The organism is Bradyrhizobium sp. SUTN9-2, assembly GCF_003122645.1.
GTDB classification, from domain to species: Bacteria; Pseudomonadota; Alphaproteobacteria; order Rhizobiales; family Xanthobacteraceae; genus Bradyrhizobium; species Bradyrhizobium yuanmingense.
The window spans coordinates 5468551-5491154 of record NZ_LAXE01000001.1 but is presented as its reverse complement, the minus strand read 5'-3'; the positions used below and the strand labels follow the sequence as shown (position 1 = coordinate 5491154).

20 protein-coding genes and 1 pseudogene are annotated in these 22604 nt (G+C 63.7%); 15 read left to right on the top strand and 6 right to left on the bottom strand.

What is annotated here, in order from left to right; translation table 11 throughout:
• The first annotated feature begins 103 nt into the window (after positions 1-103).
• From XF30_RS25470 to XF30_RS25450, 5 genes are all read left to right on the top strand, one after another.
• Entirely contained in the window at positions 104-1798 is a 1695-nt protein-coding gene (locus XF30_RS25470; protein ID WP_244609018.1) for an ABC transporter substrate-binding protein, read from the top strand.
• Between the two features lie 71 nt (positions 1799-1869).
• Entirely contained in the window at positions 1870-2769 is a 900-nt protein-coding gene (locus tag XF30_RS25465; RefSeq protein WP_036013410.1) for a branched-chain amino acid ABC transporter permease, read from the top strand.
• Positions 2769-3725, top strand: coding sequence for a branched-chain amino acid ABC transporter permease (locus tag XF30_RS25460; protein WP_225125911.1), 957 nt, complete (start codon positions 2769-2771; stop codon positions 3723-3725). The genes XF30_RS25465 and XF30_RS25460 overlap by 1 nt, the downstream gene beginning before the upstream one ends.
• Positions 3725-4468, top strand: a complete 744-nt coding sequence (locus XF30_RS25455; RefSeq protein ID WP_036013413.1) for an ABC transporter ATP-binding protein — start codon at positions 3725-3727, stop codon at positions 4466-4468. The genes XF30_RS25460 and XF30_RS25455 overlap by 1 nt, the downstream gene beginning before the upstream one ends.
• Complete coding sequence (locus XF30_RS25450) at positions 4465-5136, top strand: ABC transporter ATP-binding protein (RefSeq protein WP_109144181.1); 672 nt, start codon at positions 4465-4467, stop codon at positions 5134-5136. Before XF30_RS25455 ends, XF30_RS25450 begins: the two co-directional genes overlap by 4 nt.
• 93 nt (positions 5137-5229) lie before the next feature.
• Here the strand turns inward: XF30_RS25450 and XF30_RS25445 are convergent, their stop codons facing one another.
• On the bottom strand, positions 5230-5469 hold the full coding sequence (locus XF30_RS25445) for a hypothetical protein (protein WP_146207748.1): 240 nt from the start codon (positions 5467-5469) through the stop codon (positions 5230-5232).
• A 130-nt stretch (positions 5470-5599) separates the two neighbouring features.
• Between XF30_RS25445 and XF30_RS25440 the strand changes: the two are divergent.
• A pseudogene (locus XF30_RS25440) lies at positions 5600-5744 on the top strand (IS5/IS1182 family transposase); the annotation flags it as partial.
• Positions 5745-6064: 320 nt separating this feature from the next.
• Here the strand turns inward: XF30_RS25440 and XF30_RS25435 are convergent.
• Genes XF30_RS25435 through XF30_RS25420 form a run of 4 tightly spaced genes read right to left on the bottom strand, consistent with a single transcriptional unit; the run spans position 6065 to position 10775 of the window.
• Positions 6065-6778 carry an ABC transporter ATP-binding protein gene (locus XF30_RS25435; RefSeq protein WP_109144179.1) on the bottom strand — a complete coding sequence of 238 codons (714 nt, stop codon included), beginning with the start codon at positions 6776-6778 and terminating at the stop codon, positions 6065-6067.
• On the bottom strand, positions 6775-8544 hold the full coding sequence (locus XF30_RS25430) for a branched-chain amino acid ABC transporter ATP-binding protein/permease (protein WP_109144178.1): 1770 nt from the start codon (positions 8542-8544) through the stop codon (positions 6775-6777). The genes XF30_RS25435 and XF30_RS25430 overlap by 4 nt, the downstream gene beginning before the upstream one ends.
• Positions 8541-9584, bottom strand: a complete 1044-nt coding sequence (locus tag XF30_RS25425) for a branched-chain amino acid ABC transporter permease (protein ID WP_036013420.1) — start codon at positions 9582-9584, stop codon at positions 8541-8543. Before XF30_RS25425 ends, XF30_RS25430 begins: the two co-directional genes overlap by 4 nt.
• A gap of 42 nt (positions 9585-9626) precedes the next feature.
• On the bottom strand, positions 9627-10775 hold the full coding sequence (locus tag XF30_RS25420) for an ABC transporter substrate-binding protein (protein ID WP_036023841.1): 1149 nt from the start codon (positions 10773-10775) through the stop codon (positions 9627-9629).
• A 635-nt stretch (positions 10776-11410) separates the two neighbouring features.
• On the opposite strand from XF30_RS25420, the gene XF30_RS25415 reads away from it, so the two are divergent.
• Genes XF30_RS25415 through XF30_RS25385 form a run of 7 tightly spaced genes read left to right on the top strand, consistent with a single transcriptional unit; the run spans position 11411 to position 18796 of the window.
• Entirely contained in the window at positions 11411-12193 is a 783-nt protein-coding gene (locus tag XF30_RS25415) for an aspartate/glutamate racemase family protein (RefSeq protein ID WP_057029858.1), read from the top strand.
• A 31-nt stretch (positions 12194-12224) separates the two neighbouring features.
• On the top strand, positions 12225-12653 hold the full coding sequence (locus tag XF30_RS25410) for an Ohr family peroxiredoxin (protein WP_109144176.1): 429 nt from the start codon (positions 12225-12227) through the stop codon (positions 12651-12653).
• A gap of 22 nt (positions 12654-12675) precedes the next feature.
• Positions 12676-13854 carry a thiolase family protein gene (locus tag XF30_RS25405; protein ID WP_109144175.1) on the top strand — a complete coding sequence of 393 codons (1179 nt, stop codon included), beginning with the start codon at positions 12676-12678 and terminating at the stop codon, positions 13852-13854.
• Positions 13851-15092: an SDR family NAD(P)-dependent oxidoreductase gene (locus XF30_RS25400; RefSeq protein WP_109144174.1), complete on the top strand. Its 1242-nt coding sequence runs from the start codon at positions 13851-13853 to the stop codon at positions 15090-15092. Before XF30_RS25405 ends, XF30_RS25400 begins: the two co-directional genes overlap by 4 nt.
• 35 nt (positions 15093-15127) lie before the next feature.
• Entirely contained in the window at positions 15128-15907 is a 780-nt protein-coding gene (locus tag XF30_RS25395; protein WP_109144173.1) for a cyclase family protein, read from the top strand.
• Between the two features lie 57 nt (positions 15908-15964).
• Positions 15965-17122 carry an ABC transporter substrate-binding protein gene (locus XF30_RS25390; protein WP_192893446.1) on the top strand — a complete coding sequence of 386 codons (1158 nt, stop codon included), beginning with the start codon at positions 15965-15967 and terminating at the stop codon, positions 17120-17122.
• Between the two features lie 18 nt (positions 17123-17140).
• On the top strand, positions 17141-18796 hold the full coding sequence (locus XF30_RS25385; protein WP_192893445.1) for an ATP-dependent acyl-CoA ligase: 1656 nt from the start codon (positions 17141-17143) through the stop codon (positions 18794-18796).
• 12 nt (positions 18797-18808) lie between these two features.
• Here the strand turns inward: XF30_RS25385 and XF30_RS25380 are convergent, their stop codons facing one another.
• Complete coding sequence (locus XF30_RS25380; RefSeq protein ID WP_036013463.1) at positions 18809-19315, bottom strand: MarR family winged helix-turn-helix transcriptional regulator; 507 nt, start codon at positions 19313-19315, stop codon at positions 18809-18811.
• Positions 19316-19596: 281 nt separating this feature from the next.
• On the opposite strand from XF30_RS25380, the gene XF30_RS25375 reads away from it, so the two are divergent.
• Both XF30_RS25375 and XF30_RS25370 read left to right on the top strand, forming a co-directional pair.
• Positions 19597-21915: a bifunctional salicylyl-CoA 5-hydroxylase/oxidoreductase gene (locus XF30_RS25375; RefSeq protein WP_109144170.1), complete on the top strand. Its 2319-nt coding sequence runs from the start codon at positions 19597-19599 to the stop codon at positions 21913-21915.
• A 16-nt stretch (positions 21916-21931) separates the two neighbouring features.
• Positions 21932-22604, top strand: a 673-nt coding sequence (locus XF30_RS25370) for an acyl-CoA dehydrogenase family protein (RefSeq protein ID WP_192893245.1), incomplete at its 3' end; no start/stop codon positions are given.

The window sequence follows — 22604 nt, the reverse complement described above, 5'->3', positions numbered from 1 at the left end:
TCCAATGAACGTTGTTTCCACCCCAGTTTGGGTCAGGACGACTACCATCCGTCAAGGGGGTAGCGAGGTCCACAGTGGGTCAACAGCGCCGTTTTGAGCGGCGGTGGGGCGCTTCCGCTTTGCCCTGACCCCGGACATCTCGCCCCAACGACCTAGCGGAAGCGATGCGCCACAAGCGGAAGCGCGGTCGGTGTTTGTTGCTGGAACGAGAGCGCCAACGCCGCAGAGGAAGAGCGGGCACGAATGGCCCGCAGCGGGCTCTGGCCGGAGCTTTTATCGCACCATGGAATTAAAGGCATCGACCATTTTGGGGGACTTGTCCGTTCCAATCGATGCACTTCCGACAAATGGGCGGCGGGTCGAACTGAATTCGTCGGCTTGCGAATGGCGGCCAAGGGGGCTGGCAACACGCGACAATTATAGTAGCGTTGTTGCAAGAAGAAGCGCACGGCGGCTAAAACCGGGCGCAACAATAAAACAGGGAGGACTTTCGATGCAGTTTCTCAAGGCTGCGGTTGCGGCCGGGCTTGTCATTGCGACCTTTACCGGCAACTCGCTTGCGCAGAGCAAGCCGTCGGAGCTCAAAATCGGCATCACGACGTTCCTGTCGGGCCCTGCGTCAGTCTTTGGTGTGCCGGCGAAGGCCGCGGCGGAGATGATCGCGGAGGACCTCAACAAGAAGGGCGGCATCGGCGGCGTGCCGGTCAAGCTCTCCTTCATCGACGAAGGCGCGGGAGGCGAAGCGCTCGTCTCGAACTACCGACGCGTGGTGCAGGACGAAAAGGTCGATGCCACGTTTGCTTCGATCTCGTCGGGCAGCTGCACCCAGTTGGTGCCCGTCGCCGAAGACCTCAAAGTCATGAATTTCATGTGGGACTGCGGTGCGGCCTCCATCCTCGAAACCAAGAAGTACCGCTACAATTTCCGGACTCAGGCGAACGGCACGCCGGAAATGCTGGCCGTGCTCCTTTACCTGCTCAAGACCAAGCCCGACTTCAAGACGATCGCGGTGGTCAATCAGGATTATGCATGGGGTCGGGAGAGCTGGGAGATCTTTTCGACTGCGCTCAAGGCGATGAAGCCGGACGTGCAAGTCGTCGCGGAGCTCTTCCCGAAGTTCGGCGCACCGGACTACTCCACTGAGGTTTCCCGTCTGTTGGCGCTGCGGCCGGATGTGGTTCTGACCACGTCTTGGGGCGGAGATCTCGACACGCTGGTCCGCCAGGCCGGTCAGCGCGGCCTGTTGCAGCAGTCGACCTTCGTGCTCGGGATCGGCGAATCATCGATCCAGCGGTTGGGCAAGGACTTGCCTGAAGGCCTGATCGTCGGCGCGCGCGGAGACCACTGGTTCCTGCATCCCGAGAAGAAGAACGACGCCGCCTTCAAGGCGTTCAATGAAGCCTTCAAGGCGAAGACCGGTGCATGGCCGATCTACCCGGTCTATCACATGGCGCAGGCATTCAAGGCCCTGCAGACGGCCTACGACAAGGCGATCAAGTCCAACGGCGGCAACTGGCCCACCCGCGAACAGGTCGTCGATGCGACGGCGGGCATCGAGTTCGCCACCGGCTTCGGCCGTCCGATTACGCTGCGGCCCGAGGACAACCAGGGTCTCGAAGCTCAGCTGGTCGGCGTCACCAAGTCCGTTCCGGGGTACGACTTCAAGCTGCTCGATAACATGATGATCTTCGATCCGAAGATGATCACCAACCCCGCTGGCGTACGGTCGGTTGAGTGGCTCAAGACGCTCAAGCCGGACTTCGTCAAGATGGACGTGCCGACCTTCAAAGCTCAGTAACGGCACGCTCGACTTTTGATCCCCGTCCTCCGTGCCTCGTCCCGGAGGACGGACCTTTTCCGAAGGCCATCATGAACTCGACACTCGCTATCTTGGCGATCCTCGATGGGATCAGCTACGCCGCACTGGTGTTTTTGGTCTCGGTCGGGCTCAGCCTGATTTTCGGCGTGTTGCGCGTGGTCAACGTCGCGCACGGTTCGCTGTACGCGTTCGGCGCCTACCTGGCTGCGACGTTCAGCCTTGCAATCGCGCCGATCTCGCCTTGGCTCACCTATCCCGCGCTGCTGGCCGCTTCCATCGTGATCGGCGTCGTGTGCGGCGGTTTCATCGAACGGTTTCTGCTGCGACCGCTCTCCGGACAGGAGGACGTCCTCCAGCTTCTGATCACTTTCGCCGCCTTCATGATCATGGACAACCTGCAGCGTCTGATCTGGGGCGTGCAGCCCATCTTCGCCGCGGAGCCATTGAGACTACTTCCCAACATCGCCGTGTTCGGCGTCAGCTACACGTCGTACCAGGTCATTCTGCTGCCCGGAGTCGCCTTGGCGACGCTGTTCGGGCTCCGCTACTTCCTGCGCAGGACGCTGTCGGGAGCGGTGATCCTTGCGGTCACGGAGGATCGCGAAGCTTCGACGGCCATCGGGATTGACGCAAAACGCGTATATTTCGTCACCTTCGTCATCGGCGCGAGTCTGGCCGCGTTGGGAGGAGCGCTGGCCTCGCCGACCACCTCGCTGGTCCCTGGAATGGGCGCCGATATGATCGTGCTTTCCTTTGCCGTCGCTGCGACCGCGGGTCTCGGCCAGATCGAGGGCACCGCGCTCACCGCGCTGATGATCGGCCTGACCCGTGCCTTCGTAATCTATCTCCAGCCGGAATTCGAAGTTCTCGTTCCCTATCTGCTGATGGTGCTGGTGCTTCTGGTGCGTCCGTTCGGCCTGTTCGGCGCCGTGCAGGTAAGGAAAATATGATGAGCGGTCGCATTAAGCCGGTCACCACGATCGCGACCATCTTCTTTCTGGCCAGCGCCGTCGCGCCCCTTTTTGTAGCGAGCTGGGCAACCTTGTTCGCGTTGATCCTCGCGAAGGGCATCGTCGTCCTCGGTATCATTCTTCTGCTGCAGGCGGGACAGGTGTCGTTCGGACATGCAATGTTCTTCGCTACCGGGGCATATACCGCAGCGTTCTGGGGCAAGTACGTCGGTGGCGGCGACATCGTGCTCTTCATCGCGCTGGGCGGCATAACCTCCGCCGTCTTCGGCCTCATCGTCGGGCTCTTCGTCGTGCGCTACCGGGAGATCTTTTTTGGAATGCTGAATCTGGCGTTTTCGATGGTGCTGTGGTCGCTGCTGGAGAAGATGTTTCATTACACCAACGGCGCCGACGGCATCCGGGTCCCTCGTCCGGCCCTGTTGGGGCTGTCGTTTACGCCCGAAACCTTCCAGTACGTCATTCTTTACGTGAGCCTCTTGATCGCGGTCGTCGCCTTCTACGGCGTGCAACGCTATCTCGATAGCCCGCTCGGACACATGCTGCGTGCCATCAAATCGAACGAGACGCGGCTCGAGTACCTCGGGACGTCCGCACGGCGCGTGCTTCTGATAGGCTACGTGATCTCGGCTTTTCTCGGCGGCATCGGCGGCACGCTGGTGGCGATCATCCAGCAGATCGCCACGCCCGAGTTCGGGTTCTGGACGAAGTCGGGCGAGTTCGTCTTTATCGCGATCCTCGGCGGCAGCGCCCACGCCTTCGGAGCGTTCGCCGGCGCGGCGATGTTCGAGTGCGTGCGCTTCTATGCGGCGGCCCACCTGGCCGACACCTGGCAACTGATCCTCGGCGTGGTCTTGATCGTCATCATTCTCTATGCGCCTAACGGACTGATAGGTCTCAGGCAGCGCTACGGCCAGGCGAAGCAGGGAGGACATTGATGACCAACGTCCTCCTTTCCGCGAAGGGCATCAAAATCCGGTTCGGTGGCGTCGTCGCCGCCGACGGTATCGATCTGGACGTGCTCCAAGGCGAGAACCTCGCGATCATCGGACCGAACGGCGCCGGAAAGACCACCTTCCTCAACATCTCGACGGGTTATCTGCGGCCGCAGGCCGGAAGCATCACCTTTCTAGGCCAGGAAATCACGGCGCAGCTCCCGCGCACGATCACCAAACTCGGCATCGCGCGGGCCTTTCAGATACCGCAGCTTTTTCTCGATCAGACCGTGATGGAGAACATGCTGATCGCCGCAGCCTCGCGGCTGGGAAGCCCTTCCGGCTTTAGGGCTCTTTCCGCCCTGCCTGAGCTGTCTGAAATGGAGCGCCTCCTGGATCTCGTCGGCGTCAAGCTGTACGCATCTCGCAAAGCGAGGGAGCTTCCCGAGGGACAACGCAAGCTGGTCGACATCGCTCTGGCGCTCGCGCTGAAGCCCAGACTGCTGCTGATGGACGAGCCCACCTCGGGCGTCGCCTCCGCAGAGAAGCTGGAGATCATGGACATCCTGACGTCCGCGCTCGCCAAGGAGAAGGTGACCTCGGTCTTCGTCGAGCACGACATGGACATGGTGGAGCGCTATGCCCACCGAGTCGCGGTGTGGAACGTCGGGAAGATCCAAAAGGTCGGCACGCCCGCGGAGGTTCTGGCCGATCCCAAGGTCCGCGAACAGGTGATCGGCATATGACGGCGATGCTGGACTTCGAGAACGTCAACGTCGCGATCGCCGATGCGCCGGTGCTGCGCAGCGTCAGTTTCTCGCTGCCGCCGGGCGCGACCGCCGCGCTCATCGGGCGAAACGGCGCCGGCAAAACCACGACGGTACGGACCATCATGGGCTTCACGAAGGCGAGCGGTACCGTGCGCCTGGGCGGTCAGGACCTGGGGCATGTTCCTCCGCACCGACGGCCCTTCCTGGGCATCGGCTACGCCCCCGAGGACCGTCGTCTCTTCTCGGCCTTTACGGTGGAAGAAAACATTCTTTTGCCCGCTCGCGTGGCGAAACTTAGCGCGGAAGAGGCGCGCCGGCGGCTGGAGCGAGCCTACTCCGTCCTGCCGGAGCTCGAGGAACTGGCGGATCGCCCGGCGGGCTCCGTCTCGGGCGGCCAAGGCAAGATGGTCGCCCTCGGGCGCGCCCTGATGCTGGGCACCCGCCTCGTCATTCTGGACGAGCCGTTCCAGGGCCTCGCCCCTGTGCTGGCGCAGAGGTACGCCGAGGCGCTGCGTCGGCTTCGTTCGCAGGACCGGGACATTACCCTGCTGATCACAGAGTCGAACCCGAAGCTGCTCGAGACCTTCGCAGACGTGACGCTGACGATCGAGCGCGGCGAAATCGAAAGCCGGGTCCTTGCGTAGCGCCGTGCGGCCGCCACGGAGTTATTGCCCGAAGAGAAAGGGCCAGCGTGTAGCTGACCCCTTCAGCAGCACTTGAGCGATCAAAAAACACGCTTATTTCTTGCACTTCTTGGCCGACTCTTTGTCCGCATACGGACCACAGTTGTAGGCGTTGTTCAGTTCGTCCATCGTCTGCGGCCAGCTATCCATGGAGCCCGCCCGGGGACCACTCTGGCTACTTCCCACGTTTTTCACTTGCTGGGAACGAGTTGGTTCTGCTTCTGCATCAACTGCGAAGGATGCAGAGAGAAATCCGGCTGTAAGAAGTCCGACGAACAGCGTCTTGGTCATCATGGTTTCCTCCCTATGGAGTTCGAGTTCAGAGTAGCCGTTGGTGGCCACGCAAAGCGGGGGAGTTCAAAATCAGCGCGACGTGCGGCGCACGATCGGAGGGGGTTACTTGAATAAGGTGATGTAAGTCACTCTAGACGCACTTGCTGCTGCCCATGATGCCGCTGTCCAGAGATCGACACCTCGATTGTCCGCGTCCATCAGCATGGCGCTGTGTCACTAGGAACTGGGACCAATCGATCGAAAGGTCACGCGGTGGCTTGACGAGTGAAATCCACGGCTATGGCTGACCGCGCGTTACGAGTCCACGCGCTAGATTGGCGAGAGCGTTGGAGAATTGGCGTCGCACGGATTCAGACGGTCGCGCGTCTTGCAGTGTACCTAATGAAAACGGAAGTCCAGGTTGGCGGTTGAGCCGTCGGCATCCGGAGCGGCGATGATGGCATTATGCCCCTGTTTTGCCCGACGGAACAACCTGTTTTCGTAAAATCCGTAAGGCTCTCTGCAAGTCATTGAAAACGCTGTCAGCGGCTACTGTGCATGGGGTTGTTTTCGACGTTTTGTGTTTTCAGCGAGCGGGGCCTGATCCAGGCCGGCGCTAGTGTCCGCCGAGATAGGCCGTGATCAGCCGGGGATCGTGGATGAGATCCTTGGCGGGGCCGGACTGCACGATCTCGCCGGTCTCGAGCACATAGCCGTAGTCGGCCGTCTCCAGCGCGGCGCGGGCGTTTTGCTCGACCAGCAGGATCGAGACGCCGAGATCGCGCAGCGAGGCGATGGTGCGGAAGATCTCGCGCACGATCAGCGGTGCGAGGCCGAGGCTCGGCTCGTCGAGCATGAGCAGCTTCGGCTTGGCCATCAGCGCGCGCCCGAGCGCCAGCATCTGGCGCTCGCCGCCGGAGAGGGTGCCCGCGGCCTGGCGCTGCCGCTCCTTCAGGCGCGGAAAGCGATCATAGACCTCGTCCAGCGTCTTCTGGACGCCCGAGCGGTCGCGCAGGCTGTAGGAGCCGAGCAGGAGATTGTCGGCGACCGACATGTCGGAGAACAGCTCGCGCTTCTCCGGCACGAGGCACAGCCGACGCTCGACGCGGTCCTCGACGGACATCCTGCCGATGTCGTTGCCTTGAAACACGAGGCGGCCGCGGGAGGCGAGCAACCCGATCGCGGCCATCAGCAGCGTGGTCTTGCCGGCGCCGTTCGGGCCGATCACGGTGACGATCTGGCCTTCCTCGACCGACAGCGAGACGTTGCGGACCGCTTCGACATTGTCGTAGCAGACGGTCACATCCGTCATGGAAAACATCTCGCTCACGCGACGCCTCCGAGATAGGCCTCTTGAACCTGTTCGTCGCTCCGGATCGCGGCGGGCGCGCCCTCGCAGAGCTTGGAGCCGAAGTCGAGCACGACGATGCGGTCGACCAGCGACATCACGAACTCCATGTCATGTTCGACGATCAGGATGGTCAGATGGTCCGACCGCAGCGAGCGGAGCAGCTCCGCAAGCCTGAGCTTCTCCTGGCGGCGCAGGCCCGCGGCCGGCTCGTCCAGCACCAGCAGCGCCGGGTCTGCGGCGAGAGCGCGCGCGATCTCCAGGATGCGCTGGTTGCCGAGCGGCAGATTGCCCGCGAGCTCGAACGGCTTGTCGCCGAGCCCGACGCGTTCGAGCTGCTTCAAGGCCTCGTGCCGGGTGCTGGCTTCCTCGCGCTGGTTGAGGCGCAGGGCGCCGGCGAACAGGCCCGTGCTGGTGCGCGCGTAGGTGCCGAGCATGACGTTCTCGAGCAGGCTCATGCGCGGCCGCAGCTTCACATGCTGGAAGGTCCTGGCGATTCCGCCCCTCGCGATGCGGGATTGTGGATCGCGCGTGATGGCGCGTCCGGCAAAGACGATCTCGCCCTTGTTGACCCTGAGCGCGCCCGTCAGGCAGTTGAACATCGTGCTCTTGCCGGCGCCGTTCGGGCCGATGACGGCGAGGATCTCGCCGGAGCGGACCTCGAAGCTGACATTGTTGACGGCGACAAGACCGCCGAACCGCCGTTCGGCGCCGTCGACCTTCAGAAGCAGTTCGCCCGGTTTCGGCTGGGGACGGCGGGGCAGTGGCGGGGCGGCTGGCGGCCGTTTGCGCTTGATTTTCGGCAAGTAGCGCGCGACGAACGGCACGATGCCCTGCCGCGCCCATTGCAGGAACAGGATGAACAGCGCGGAGAAGGCGACGATCTCGAGCTGGCCGGACGCGCCCTTGGCGATCAGCGGCAGATAGTCCTGCACGCTGTTCTTGAGCAGGGTGACGATAGCGGCGCCTACGACGCCGCCGAGCAGGCTGCCGGCGCCGCCGACCATCGACATCATCAGATATTCGATGCCCATGCCGGCCTCGAACGGGCCCGGGCTGATGAAGCGGCTCATATGGGCGTAGAGCCAGCCGGAGAGCGAGGCGAGGAAGGCCGCGATCACGAAGGTCGCGAGCTTGATCCGGAACGCGTTGATGCCGAGGCTTTCGACCAGGATATTGCCGCCGCGCAGCGCGCGCATGGCACGGCCGACCCGGGAGTCCAGGAGATTGTATCCGAGGAAAAGCACCACGACGACGATGCCCCAGATCAGGAAATAGATCTGGGCGCTCGAAACGAGCGCGAACGATCCGATACTGATCGGCGGGATCGACGAGATGCCGTTGAAGCGCCCAAGTCCCTCGACATTGCCGAACAGGAAGCCGATGGCGAGCCCCCAGGCGACGGTCGAGAGCGACAGGAAATGCCCCTGGAGCCGCAAGGTGACGACGCCGAGGACGGTCGCGACACCGCAGGTCAGCGCCACCCCGAACACGAGGCCGAGCCACGGGGAATATCCATTCAGAGCAGAGACCCAGGCCGTGGCATAAGCCGCGACGCCGACGAAGGCGGCCTGTCCGAAGGAGACGATGCCGCCGACGCCGGTGAGCAGGGCAAGGCCGATCGCGACCAGCGAATAGATGCCGATATAGTTCATCAGCGTGATGCTGAAGGGGTTGAGGACGAATGGCGCGAGCGCAAGGCACGCTACCGCCGCCACCGCCGCGAGCTGAACGTGAAGGCGCGTCATTCCTCGATCTCCTCCTCGGAATGCAGCGAGGCGAGGGATCGCCAGATCAGGATCGGGATCAGAAGCGAGAACACGATGACGTCCTTCAGCGCGCTGCTCTCGAAGGATGCGAAGCTTTCGAGGATACCGACGCCGACGGCGCCGATGGCCGCGCCGGGATAGCTCGTCATGCCGCCGACGATGGCGCCGACGAAGGCCTTGAGGCCGAGCAGGAAGCCGGAATCGTAGAATATGGTGTTGACGGGCGCGATCAGGATTCCGGAGACGCCGGCCATCAGCGAGCCCAGGAGATAGGCGATGGTGCCGGCGCGGGCGGGACGTATGCCCATCAGGCGGGAGCCGGTCCGGTTCACGGCCGTCGCGCGGAGCGATTTACCGACCAGCGTGAAGTCGAAGAAGAGATAGAGCAGGCCAGAGAAGACGAGGGCTGCGATCACGATCAGCATGGTCTGGCCCGAGATCAGCACGCCCGCAAACTCGGTCGACAATGACGTCAGCGGCTCGGTCCTGACACCCTCGGGACCGAAGAAGAGCAGCCCAAGGCCGACCAGCGCGAAGTGCAGGGCGACGGAGACGGTCAGGAGCAGCAGCACCGTTCCGTCCGCAATGGGACGGAAGACGATCCGGTCCAGCAGCGGGGAGATGGGGGTGATCAGCATCAAGGCCAGCACGAGCCTGATGGCGAGCGGCGGATCGGCGCGCATGGTCAGCCAGGCGAGGCCAACCACGGCCAGCGGCAATGCGAGATAGAAGAAGAGAGCGCGCGGAACCAGCCGACGCTCGCCGTTGCGCAGCAGCGAGACGATTTCGATCAGGGTTGCGAGGCACGCAAGAATGACGACCAGCGCGCCCGTGCCGGGAAAGCGCTTCGCGTCGAGCGCCGCCAGCGTCAGCGCCGTGAAGGCCGCGATGTCGCCAAAGGGAATGAAGATGACCCGTGTCACCGTGAAGATGAGGACGGTCCCGATCGCCACCAGCGCGTAGACTGCGCCGGTGGCGATCCCGTCGATCGCAAGAATGGCTGCGATGTCGCTCGTCATTGAGAACGCCGTCCCCTTGTTCTGGTGGCCTGCCCTGTCCGACTACGGCGCGTATTTCCAGGCGCCGCCCGTCAGGCGTACCACGACCAGCGCGCGCTCATCGACGCCGGTCACCGAGCCGGGCTTGAAGTTGTAGATGGCGTGCACGCCGGGCAGCTCCTTGGTGCTGAGGATCGCGTCCCGCAGGGCGGCGCGAAATTCCGCCGTGCCGGGCTTCGCCGTCTTGAGCGCGCGCTCCGCTGCGTTGGCGAAGATCAGCCAGGCGTCGAAGGAGTAGGCCGAGAAGCCGTCGGTGGTCGGGATGTTATGGACCTTCTGGTAGACGCTGCGGAAATCCAGCGCGATCTTCTTGGCGAAATGTTCGTCGGGCAGCTGCTCGGCCACGATGACCGGGCCGGCGGAGACCTGGATGCCTTCGGCCGCCTTGCCGCCGACGTTCACGAAGTCCGGATTGACGAGCGCCACGGTGCCGTAGGTGTTTCCCTTGAAGCCGCGCTCCGCGAGGCTGAGGAGCGGCAGCGCGCCTTGGGTCCCCGAGCCGCCGTCCAGCACGGCGTCCGGCCGCGCCGCGAGCACTTTGAGGATCTGCGCGGTGACCGAAGTGTCGGTGCGCGCATAGCGCTCGTTGGTCTGGATCTTGACATCGCCGGCGGCCTCCGCCGCCTTGGCGCCGTTGTAGACGAGGTCCCCCCAGGCGTCGGAGAAGCCGATATAGCCGATGTTCTTCATGCCATCGCGCTTCATGCGATCGGCGATGATCTTGACGAGGAGGGACGCAGGCTGCGGCACCGACACCACCCACTGCTCGGGTGTTTCCGGCAGTTTGCCGATCGGCGAGACCGCGATCATCGGCACTTTCAATTCGCTCGCCACCGCCGCCATGGCGATGGTCGAGGGCGCCGTCGCGGTGCCTATCAGGAGGTCGACCTTCTCTTCTTCCACCAGCTTGCGCGCGTTGCGGGTCGCGGCCGACGGGTCGGAGCCGTCGTCGAGCTGGATCAGACGGATGGTCTCGCCGTTGACGGTCTTCTTGTATTCATAGGCCGCGTTGATGCCACGCCCGTAGGGGATGCCGATCGACGAGCCGTTGCCGCTGAGCGAGGTGACGAAGCCGATGGTGATATCGGCCCGCGCGGCGGGGGCTGTGACGATGCCGGCGGCAAGTGCAAGTAAACTCAGAGTCTTGCGCATATGCGTTCTCCTCCGTTGATGCTGGATAGGAATGCTTCGATGCTGCCGCACGGGGTCCCCGAACGACGAACCGACCGATTGAAAACATTGCTGCGGCGCCAAATACCGAGCGCGACCGAAGAGAGTGTGCTCGCCCGGCGCTCAGCAGCCATGATGTTGCGTGCCGCGCGAACGATAGGCCCACCGGCACATGCAAGCGGGCCTTTTCCGGAGCGATGAAAGGTCGTCGATGCCGCCGCGATGCGCGAACGGCGATGCTGCTGCTAAGGCCGGCTGTTCGAGCACGGCGACTGTCCACACGATCGAGTCTCTCAAAATCGGTGCCCTGCAACATCATTGTCATGGCCACCGGTCTTTGACCGGCGAGGAATTACTTAAAGCCTAAAGTAACTCCGGTGGCGCCGTCAACACGTGTCACGGGGCTGTCAGAAAAAAATGTTGTTGCATACAATTTCGTCAGTGTGCGGCGCTCCTGCGCTCATCGACCCACAGAAAACGCCGTGCTCGCCTTGACCCCGACGGCACTGGTCGCCGTCGCCGCCGCGCGCATTTGACGCGTCAATTAGTTTATGGTTGAAATATATTCATCGGCAGCCGACGACCGATCCTCCGATCACCGCTTGAGGAGAAGGACGATGCGCATCTTCTGGCAGAGCTTTGTTGATGCGAGCGTGAATGCGCCCTACATGGCGCGGCTGTCGGAATACCTGAACGACATCGCTGCGCCAGGCACGACGGTCCACGTCCAGGGCATCAGTCCGCCGGACCGCGAGTTCGGACGGCTCGCGGAATTGCGCTGTGCGGTCCAGGCAATCGACAACGGTATTGCAGCGGAGGAGGGTGGGTTCGACGCCTTCGTCATGGGGCATTTTCAGGATCCCGGACTCTACGAGCTGCGCTCGGCGCTCGACATTCCCGTGATTGGGACTGGCGAGGCGACGTTGCTGGCGGCCTCACAACTCGGGCGGCGGCTGGGTCTTGTGACGCTCGATCCCGTCTTCGAGGTCTTGCACTATGAGCAGGCTGAGCGTTACGGCCTCGGCGATCGCGTCGTCCATGTGACTGGCCTTGGCTGCAGGCCGGATGATTTCGCCGATGCGTTCGCCGGAAACGCCGCCGCCCAAGCCCGCATGATCAAGGACTTCGTCGCCTGCGCACTCCCGCTGGTGGAACGCGGCGCGGATGTCGTGATCCCGGCCGGCGTGTTGCCAGGCCTCTTGATCGGGCGAGAGCATGGCCTGAAGGTCGGCCACGCTCCGGTGGTCAACTGCGCGGCCGTGGCGCTCAAGAGTGCCGAGATGTGGGTACAGCTCCGGAAGCTCAATGGCACCGAGCCCAGCCGCGGGCCGAGCTTCAGGCGGGCCAGCGCCCAGGCCCGCGATGACTTCCGCGCGCTACTTGCCCGTAACAGCCGCTAGTCCTCGAAAAACCGTTCATGGAGAACAAATAATGATGACTCCCGAAAAGATCCTGTACGAGACCGAGGTGACGGCGACCGGAGGTCGGGATGGCAAGGCGGTCAGCGCTGACGGTCTGCTCTCGGTGTCCCTGTCCTTGCCGAAATCGATGGGTGGTCCCGGCGGCGAAGGCACCAATCCCGAGCAGCTCTTTGCGGCCGGCTATGCCGCTTGCTTTCTCGGCGCGGTCAAGCTCGTCGCGCGCACGCGGAAGGTGGTGCCCTCTGCCGAGCCGTCCGTGACTGCGAAGGTTGCGATGGGGCCGGTGCCCGTCGGATATGCGCTCGCTGTCGAGCTGAAGGTCAGCCTGCCCGGTGTCGAGAAGGCCGTGGCCGAAGAGGTCGTTGCCGGTGCGCATGAACGTTGCCCCTATTCGAACGCAACCCGCGGCAATATTGACGTGAAACTGACGGTGGTCTGAGGCGGATGAACGAGGGCGGTCGGTGACCAACACCTTGCGCGCACCATATGACGGCGTGGTGATCGCGGCTCCCGTCACGATTCCCTATGTGCGCTACTCCATCGAGAGCGCGCAGTGGTGGATCGGGCGGGCGCTGAGCGCGCTCGTCGCGCAGGCCGGCATCAAGGCCTCCGACATCGACGGCCTGTGCGTCTCCAGTTTCACCATGGGCACGGACAGTGGCATCGGATTGACACAGCATTTCGGGCTCTGCGTCCGGTGGTTGGATACGATCCCGCTCGGCGGCGCCAGCGCTATTGCGGCGCTGCGCAAGGCGGCGCGCGCGGTTCAGGCGCGCGATGCCGACATCGTGGCGTGCGTCGCTGGCGACACCAATCACGTCGATTCGTTCAGGCTGACGCTGGAGAATTTCTCGCGGTTCAATCAGGACGCCGTCTATCCTTACGGCGCGGGCGGCGCCAATGCCAGCTTTGCGCTGATTGCGCGCAACTATATGCGAATGTTCGGCGTCGCGCGCGAGGACGTCGGCAAGATCGCTGTCGCCCAACGCGCCAATGCCCTGCGCAACCCGCATGCGCTCATGAAGGCTCCGCTCACGCTCGAGCAATACCTGGCGGCCCGGCCGATTTCCGATCCGATCCACCTGTTTGATTGCGTGATGCCCTGTGCGGGCGCGGAAGCTTTCCTCGTGATGCGCGATGAGACGGCTTCATCCCTGAAGCTGCCCGCCGCGCGACTCCTTTCGACGATCGAGCGGCACAATGCCTTTGCCGACGATCCGATGCAGGTGCGCGGCGGCTGGGCGATGGATGTCGACGAGCTCTATGCGATGGCCGGCGTCAAGCCTGACGATCTCGATGTCGTGCAGACCTATGACGACTATCCCGTCATCACGATGATGCAGTTCGAGGATCTCGGATTCTGCAAGAAGGGCGAGGGCGCTGAGTTCGTGCGCCAACACGATCTCACCATCGATGGCGACTTCCCGCACAACACCTCGGGCGGACAGCTCTCGGTCGGGCAGGCCGGTGCCGCCGGCGCCTATCTCGGCCTCGTTGAAGGGTTGCGGCAGGTTCTGGGCAGTGCCGGTCCCACGCAGGTCAGGAATGCGAGCCTCGCTCTGGCCTCGGGGTTCGGTATGATCAACTATGATCGTGGTCTCGCCTCGGGTGCCGCGATCCTTGCTGGACCGTCGCGATGATAGAGCAGATCAAGCCGCCCCGGCGCAAGAACCCGCTGCTGCGGACGCGGCTACCGGCCTCGCCACCGCGACCGCGCAGCAGGATGTCGCACGGGTTCACGCGCGCGGCCGCCGAAGGCCGCTTTATGCTGCAGCGCTGCGAGGCTTGCGGCACCTTTGCTTATCCGGCGCGCGAAGCCTGCCCGTCCTGTCTTTCGGCCGACCTCGTTTTCGTCGATGCGCCGCGGCGAGGTGTACTGCTTGCCGAGACAACGGCACGGGTGCCGAGCGACGTCTATTTCCGCGAACGGGCGCCGTGGCGGATCGGCCTCATCAAGATGGATTGCGGTCCGACGATCGTCGCACATCTTCATGCCGATTGCGCAGAGGGCGAGGCCGTCGGCATGTCGTTGCAACTCGACACGAGCGGCCAGGCGGTGGCCTTTGCCCGTCCCGAAGCGGAGACTCCCAACATGGCAGACGACAAGCAGTGGCGGGAAATGACGGCCGATCCGAAATTCCGTCGCGTGCTCGTCACCAATGGCCGCAGCGTCATCGGTCAGGAAGCCGTCGCCGCATTGAAGGCGGCGGGTGCCAAGACGGTGTTCGTCGGCATTGCCGAACCATGGCGACCGTTCGCCGGCGAGGAGCGGCTGCGCGGTCAGGACGGGATCGAGATCGTGACTCTCGATGCGGCTGACGAAAAATCGGCGACCGATCTTGCGGCCGACATCGGCGGCAAGGTCGATATTCTCGTCAACACGACGGAGTATGTCCGGCCGGGCGGCCTGCTCGACCGCAGGGGCACGAGCATCGCACGGGACGAGATCGATCAGGCCTATCTCGGCTTCATCAATCTCGCTCAAGCCTTTGGCCCCGCCATGCGGATGCGCGGTGCCGACGGCATCAACAGCAGCGCGGCATGGGTCAATATTCTCTCGGTCTATGCACTGGCGAACTGGCCCGCCTTCGGCGCCTACTCGGCTTCGCAGGCCGCCTGCCTGTCGTTGTCGCATTGCTTGCGCGCGGAGCTGCGGCCGGGCGGCGTCCGGGTGATGAACCTGTTCACCGGCCCTGTCGACACCGAATGGTTCCAGACCGTGCCGCCGCCCAAGGTCGCGCCGCGCGTGATCGCGCAGGCGGTCGTGTCGGGCCTCAAGAACGGACTCGAAGAGATGTATGTCGGAGATGTCGCCGAAGAGATCCGGCAACGTCTCGCGGCCAATCCGAAAGCGCTCGAGCGCGAGCTCGACCGATAAGAAGCGGGATTTCAACCGAGCTGGAGGACTTGACGATGCAAAGCAATCTCCTGGAGCTAGCGAGTGCGATTTCTTCCGGCGCGGTGCGCGTCGTCGATCTGACCTTCACACTCAGTCCGGACTTTCCGGTCATCGTCCTGCCGCCGGAATTCGGTCAGGCTGCGCCTGTCCGCATCCAGGAGATATCGCGATACGATGGTCGCGGCCCGGCCTGGTACTGGAACAACGTTACGTTTGGCGAACACACCGGCACGCATTTCGACGCGCCGATTCACTGGTTCACCGGCAAGAACCTGCCGAACAATGCCGTCGACACGATGCCCACCACGGACATGATCGCGCCGGCCTGTGTCATCGACTGCTCGGCGCAGGCGGCGCAGGATCCGGATTTCCTGCTGACCGTCCCGATTGTCGAAGCTTGGGAAGCCAGGCACGGCCGGATCCCCGAGCGGAATTGGGTGCTGCTCAGGACCGACTGGTCGAAGAAGGGGTGGCGCGACTACTCCAATCTCAGGGACGACGGCGCGCATACGCCGGGCCCGAACCCGGCGGTGATGAAGTGGCTGGTGGAGGAGCGCGGTGTCATCGGTTTCGGCACCGAAACCATCGGCACGGATGCAGGGCAGGCCGGACACTTCGAGCCGCCTTATCCGGCGCATCACTTCCTGCACGGCGCGGGCCGCTACGGCCTGCAATGCCTGTGTAACCTGGATCAGCTTCCGGCCACCGGCGCCGTCATCGTGGCCTCGCCACTGAAGATCCAGAACGGTTCTGGCAGCCCGCTTCGAGTCATCGCTCTGGTGTCGTCGACCTGAGCCCAATCCATGGCGCTCGCCAATCAGACCAAGAAATTCTCCCGAAACACAGGTGCCATGAACTTGATCAAGAGCCTGGTGGCTTCCACTGCATTGCTGCTTGCCGTTCCGCAATTCGCGCGAGCCGAGATCCTCGTTGGATTCGTTACCGGCCTCAGTGGGCCGGTGTCATCGATCGGTATTCCCAACGCGAAGGGGATCGCGGCAGGTCAGGCCTATATCGGCGAAATCGGCGGCGAAAAGCTGCGGGTCATCCAGCTCGACGACGGCTCCGATCCGACCGCGTCGGCACGCAATGCGCGCAAGCTGGTGGAGCAGGAGAAGGTCGATATCCTGATCGGCACGTCCGGCGCTCCCCAGACGCTCGCGATGGCGACCGCGGCCATCGAAATGAAGATTCCGATGATCGCGGTGTCGCCGATCGCACCGGTGGCGTCAGGCGACGGCGGTCCCTGGGTCGTGCAGACGCCGCAGCCGACGCCGCTTCTGGTGCAAGGAATCGTGGACCACATGAAGGCGAAGAGCCTGACGACCGTGGCCTTCATCGGTTTCTCCGATGCGTTCGGCGATCTCATGTACAATTCGCTCGAGCAGAGTGCGAAGGCCGCCGGCATCAAGGTCGTCGCCAACGAACGCTATGCCCGGTCGGACTCCTCGGTGACGGCTCAGGTGCTGCGCGCACTCGCCGCGCGTCCCGACGCCATCATGCTCGGCGGCACCGGCACGCCAGGCGCGCTGCCGGTCATCGCTCTGTCCGAGCGGGGATATAAGGGACCGCTCTACGGCAATCACGGGCTGATCAGCGCCGATTTCCTTCGTCTGGCCGGCAAAGCCGCCAACGGCATCATGTGCCCGACGGGACCTGTGACCGCGGCGGAGCAGCTTCCGGCCAGCAATCCGATCCAGAAGGTCGCCCTGGATTTCCGCGCGGCCTTCGAAAAGGCCAACGGCGAGGCGCCGACGGATTCATTCTCGTCCTATTCCTTCGACGGCTGGCTGATCTTCGCCGACGCCGCCAAGCGTGCGCTGGCAACCGGTGCCAAACCAGGCTCACCTGAGTTCCGTACCGCGATTCGCCAGGCACTGTTCACCACCAAGGAGGTCGTCGGGACGCAGGGCGTCTACACCTACACGCCGGCGGACCGGCATGGAGTCGACGATCGCTCGCGCATCATGGTTCAGATCGAGGACGGCAAGTACAAGCTGTTGCCTTGAGGTGCGAGCATGGTCGCAATGGAGAAAGATGCGCTGGCGAACATCACCGAGGTGGTCGGCGGTGAGGACGTGACGCCTGCCTGGGCGCGCGCGATGGCGTCGTTTCCGCCGTCTGAGCGCATCCTCTCGACGATGCTCACGCGCCAGGCGGAGCGTTACGGCGATCGCCTTCTGCTCGTTGCCGGAGAGGCGCGTTGGAGCTTTACGCAGGCTGCGACGATTGCGGCTGCGTCGGCCCAGACGCTGGTCGATGCCGGGATCAAGCCGGGCGACCGGGTCGCGCTGATGTGCTCGAACCGTCCGGAGTTCTTGCAGGTCTATCTCGGCTGTGCGTGGCTGGGGGCGATTGCGGTCCCGATCAATACCGCCTTGCGCGGCTTCCAGCTGTCTCACATTTTCCGCAACTCGCGTCCCGCGCTGCTCGTCATCGAGGCTCAGTTCGCCAGCGCGGTCGAGAGTGTCGAGGCGGATGTCGAGCTGCCGCCTCGGACCTGGATCATCGGAGCTGCCGCCGACGCAATCGGTGCCAGGCTTTCCGCGGTCCCGCTGCCGCCTCTTGGCGCCGCAGCCCCGGCCGGCGCCGTGCGTCCCGGTGACACCGTTGCGATCCTCTATACGTCGGGCACCACGGGGCCTGCGAAGGGTGTGTGCTGTCCGCAGGCGCAGCTGTTCTGGTGGGGCGTCTATTCGGCGCGCGCGCTCGGAATCCGCGAGGGCGATGTGCTGTTCACCACGCTGCCGCTGTTCCACACCAACGCGCTGAATGCGTTCTATCAGGCGCTGCTGAACGGATGCACGTACGTGCTCGAGCCGAAGTTCTCGGCTTCCGGCTTTTGGGCTGCCGCGCGACAGCACAATGCGACGGTCGGCTATCTGCTCGGTGCGATGGCGTCGATGCTCCTGGCACAGCCGAAGAGCGCAGACGAGTCAATGCATCGTCTTCGTGTCGCTCTTGGCGGCGGCGTGCCGCCGCAAATCCACGGCCCGTTCCGCGAGCGCTTCGGCGTACCGCTGGTCGACGGCTACGGGTCGACGGAGACGAATTTCGTGTTCGCCGGCACGATTCCGTCGGATCGGGCGGGGACGATGGGGTACCTGGCCGATGGCATTGAGGCGCGGATCGTCGACGAGAATGATTCCGCGCTGCCTGATGGAGAGGCCGGCGAGCTCGTGCTTCGCGCGAGAGAACCCTTTGCGTTCGCGTCCGGCTATTTCGGCATGCCGGAGAAGACCGTGGAGGCCTGGCGAAATCTGTGGTTCCACTCAGGCGATCGGGTCGTTCGCGATTCCGACGGGCATTATCGCTTCATCGATCGCATGAAGGATTCCATCCGCAGGCGCGGCGAGAACGTGTCCTCGTGGGAGGTCGAGCAGGCGATCCAGGTGCACCACGCGGTCGCTGCCTGCGCGGTCTACCCGCTGCCGTCGGAGTTGGGTGAGGATGAAGTTGCTGCTGCGATTCTGCTGGAACCGGGCCACTTGCTACAGCCCGTCGACATCGTCAGGCATTGCGAAGGACGGATCGCCTATTTCGCTATTCCGCGTTATGTGCGAATCCTCGGTCAGATGCCGCTGACGGAGAACGGCAAGATCAAGAAGGGCGTGCTGCGCGATGCCGGTGTCACGACGGATACATGGGATCGCGAAGCGGCCGGAGTGAAGGTACGACGCTGACGTCGTATCCGCTCAAGGTTTTTGCAAGGCGTCCCTGACGGCGGCCTTGAGTTCGTCGAGCTCGCCGATCAATCCATCGAACCGATCTGCCGGGAAATCCGCCAGGAGCTCGGCAAGCCACGCGCCGTGGCTCTTGGCCATTCGCCTGAAGATCTTGCGGCCTTCGACCGTCATACAGACGATCTGCACCCGCCGGTCGAGGTTCGACGCCGTGCGGGTGATGTATCCATCTGCGACCAGGCGGTCGACGATTGGCGTGAGGTTCCCGGCGGAGACCATCAGGCGCTTGGGCAGCTCTCCCAGCACAAGTCCGCTTGGTTCGCGGTCGAGCTGGGCGAGAACGTCGAAGCGGGGCATCGTGAAGTCGAACTCTTCGCGAAACCGGCGCCGCAACTCGCTTTCGATGAGGGACGTGCAGGCGAGCAGTCGGAGCCAAAGGCGTGTTTGAGCCCTGTACTCAGCCTCCTGATCCGTCTCGTTCTTGGCCGAAACAGGGGTGGACTCCTTCGCGAGTGCCAATCGAATCTCCCGGGCTTCGTGGCTTACGAAAGCTGGCGCAGCTCTCGTGGACATTGGCAAGATAGTTCGTGCCAAAAGTAAATTCAAGGCTGGGTCCGAGGGATCCGGAATCGGCGCCGCCGTGCATCCGATTTACACTAAAATTCAGATCGACGCTGCGGCGAGGGGCGTGCCCTCCAGGGCCTTTGCAGAACCGCCTTGACAAGGCACGCGTCGAGGAAATATTTTATACTTAAAATAATTGGGTGAGAGCTCGGCGCAACGCGCGAAAGCGAGGGATCATGCGCATAGTCTGTATCGGCGGCGGGCCGGCCGGCCTCTATCTGGGCCTCCTGATGAAGCGTCGACATCCGGAACATGTCGTCACGGTCGTCGAGCGCAACAAGCCCTACGATACGTTTGGCTGGGGGGTGGTATTCTCCGATGCCATGATGTCTGCGATGCGTCTTGCCGACCCCGAAAGCGCGGCCGAGATCGAGGACGCCTTCAATCATTGGGACGACATCGAGCTGGTCTTCAAGGGGACGCGGCAGCGCACGACCGGCCACGGCTTCATCGGCATTGGTCGCAAGCATCTGCTCAACATTCTCCAGAGGCGCTGCGAGGCTCTGGGTGTCGAGCTCGCCTTCGAGCGTGAGGTGGAGTCCGATCTTGAATTCCCCGACGCCGACCTGATCGTGGCCACCGACGGTGTGAATTCCAGGATTCGCGCCCGCTATGCCGAACAGTTCCAGCCGGACATGGTGATCCGGCCGAACCGCTACATCTGGCTCGGCACCAAGAAGGCGTTCGACGCCTTCACGTTCGATTTCCAGAGGACCGAGCACGGCTGGTTCCAGGCACACATTTACAAGTTCGACGCGGAGACCTCGACCTTCATCGTCGAGACCACGGAAGAGACCTACAATGCTCACGGGCTGGGCGAGCTCGATCAGCAAGGGTCAATCGACTTCTGCGAGAAGATCTTCGCCGAGACGCTCGACGGTGCGAAGCTCTTGACCAACGCCCGCCATCTGCGCGGCTCGGCCTGGCTCAATTTCAGCCGCCTGATCTGCGGCAAATGGAGCGTGTTCAACGGCCGCTCCCATGTCGTGCTGATGGGAGACGCCGCGCACACTGCGCATTTCGCCATCGGGTCGGGCACCAAGCTCGCGCTCGACGACGCCATCGAGCTCGCCAACCAGTTCGATCGCCATGGTCACGGGCGCGACCGCATCCAGACCGTGCTGGAGGCCTACGAGGAAGTACGCCGCGTCGACGTGGCGCGCATCCAGAACGCCGCGCGCAATGCGATGGAATGGTTCGAGGTGGTCGGCCGGCGCTATGCTGATACGCTCGAACCGCCGCAATTCTTCTATTCGATGCTGACGCGTTCCCAGCGCATCAGCCATGAAAACCTGCGCCTGCGCGACCGTGCCTGGTTGGAAGGATTCGAGCGATGGTTTGCCGCGCGCTCGGGCATCGCCGTCGAGGACGGCGAACGGGTACCGCCGCCGATGCTGACGCCGCACCGCGTGCGCGGCCTCACGCTGGCGAACCGCATCATGGTCTCGCCGATGGCGATGTATTCGGCGAAGGACGGGCTGATCAACGACTTCCACATCGCCCACCTCGGAGCGCGCGCCATGGGCGGCGCCGCGTTGATCTTTGCCGAGATGACCTGCGTCTCACCGGATGCCAGGATTACGCCGGGCTGTCTCGGGCTCTGGAATGATGAGCAAGCGGCACAATGGCGCCGGCTGGTCGATCTGGTCCATAGCCTCGGACATGCCAAGGTCGGCATCCAGCTCGGCCATGCCGGGCGGAAGGGATCGACCCGGCTCGCCTGGGAGGGGATTGACCAACCGCTGGCTTCAGGCAATTGGCCTCTGATCTCGGCTTCCGCGCTGCCCTATCTGCCGCACAGCCAGTTGCCGCGGGAAATGAACCGCAGCGACATGGACCGCGTCCGCGACGATTTCGTTGCCGCAACGCGTCGTGCTGCCGGCGCCGGTGTCGATTGGCTCGAGCTTCATTGCGCCCATGGCTACTTGCTGTCGAGCTTCCTCTCGCCGCTGACCAACCGGCGGACTGACGAATATGGCGGCAACCACGAAAATCGTGCGCGCTTTCCGCTGGAGGTCTTCAGGGCGATGCGCGCGGCGTGGCCATCCGATCGGCCGATGTCGGTGCGGCTGTCCTGCCATGACTGGACCGAAGGCGGCAACACGCCGGCCGACGCCGCGATCTTCGCTGCGATGTTCAAGGAGGCGGGAGCAGACGTGATCGATTGCTCCTCGGGACAGGTCTGGAAGGAGGAACGGCCGATCTACGGCCGCCTGTTCCAGACGCCATTCGCCGATCTGATCCGCAACGAAGTCGGCATCGAGACGATAGCAGTCGGTGCGATCTCCGAGGCCGATCACGCCAACTCGATTCTCGCGGCTGGCCGCGCGGATCTCTGCGCGATTGCGCGGCCGCATCTCGCCGACCCGGCCTGGACGCTGCACGAAGCCGCGCGCATCGGCATCACAGCGGTCAACTGGCCGAAGCAGTATCTGTCCGCCAAGGGACAATACGAAACCAATCTGGCGCGTGCCGCTGCCGTGGCCGCGCAGTGAGCGAAGGAGGGATCGGATGAACTCCGTGGTAAAGATGATCCGGCGCGAATGGCTGGACTGGCCGTTCTTCGAGCCCCGCCATCTTGCGATCGGCGAGGCGCTCGATCGCTTCGTGCAGTCGGGAGCCCTCGACAAGATCGATCACAATGATGTGGATGGTGCCTGTCGCAAGCTTGTGCGCGCGATGGGCGCGGCGGGGTTGCTCGATTGCGCGGTCGCGGCGCCCGATGGCGATGCGACGTCGATCGATTCCCGCTCGATCTGCCTGTCGCGCGAGTCGCTGGCCTATGCCGATGGCCTCGCCGATTTTGCTTTCGCCATGCAGGGGCTTGGCTCCGGAGCGATTGCACTGGGTGGCTCGGCGGAGTTGCGCAAGGCCGTGCTGCCGAAGGTGCGTTCCGGCGAATGGCTCGCGGCCTTCGCGCTCTCCGAGAAGGAGGCGGGGTCGGACGTCGCGGCGATGTCCTGCACGGCGCGGGCCGACGGCGACACCTACGTCATCGACGGCGAGAAGACCTGGATCTCGAACGGCGGCATTGCCGACGTCTATACGCTGTTTGCGCGAACGGGCGAGGCGCCGGGCGCCCGCGGCATTTCGGCCTTCGTCGTCTTTCCGGATGATCCCGGTTTTAGCATTGCCGAGCGCATCGACGTCATTGCGCCGCACCCGCTGGCGACGTTGCGCTTTA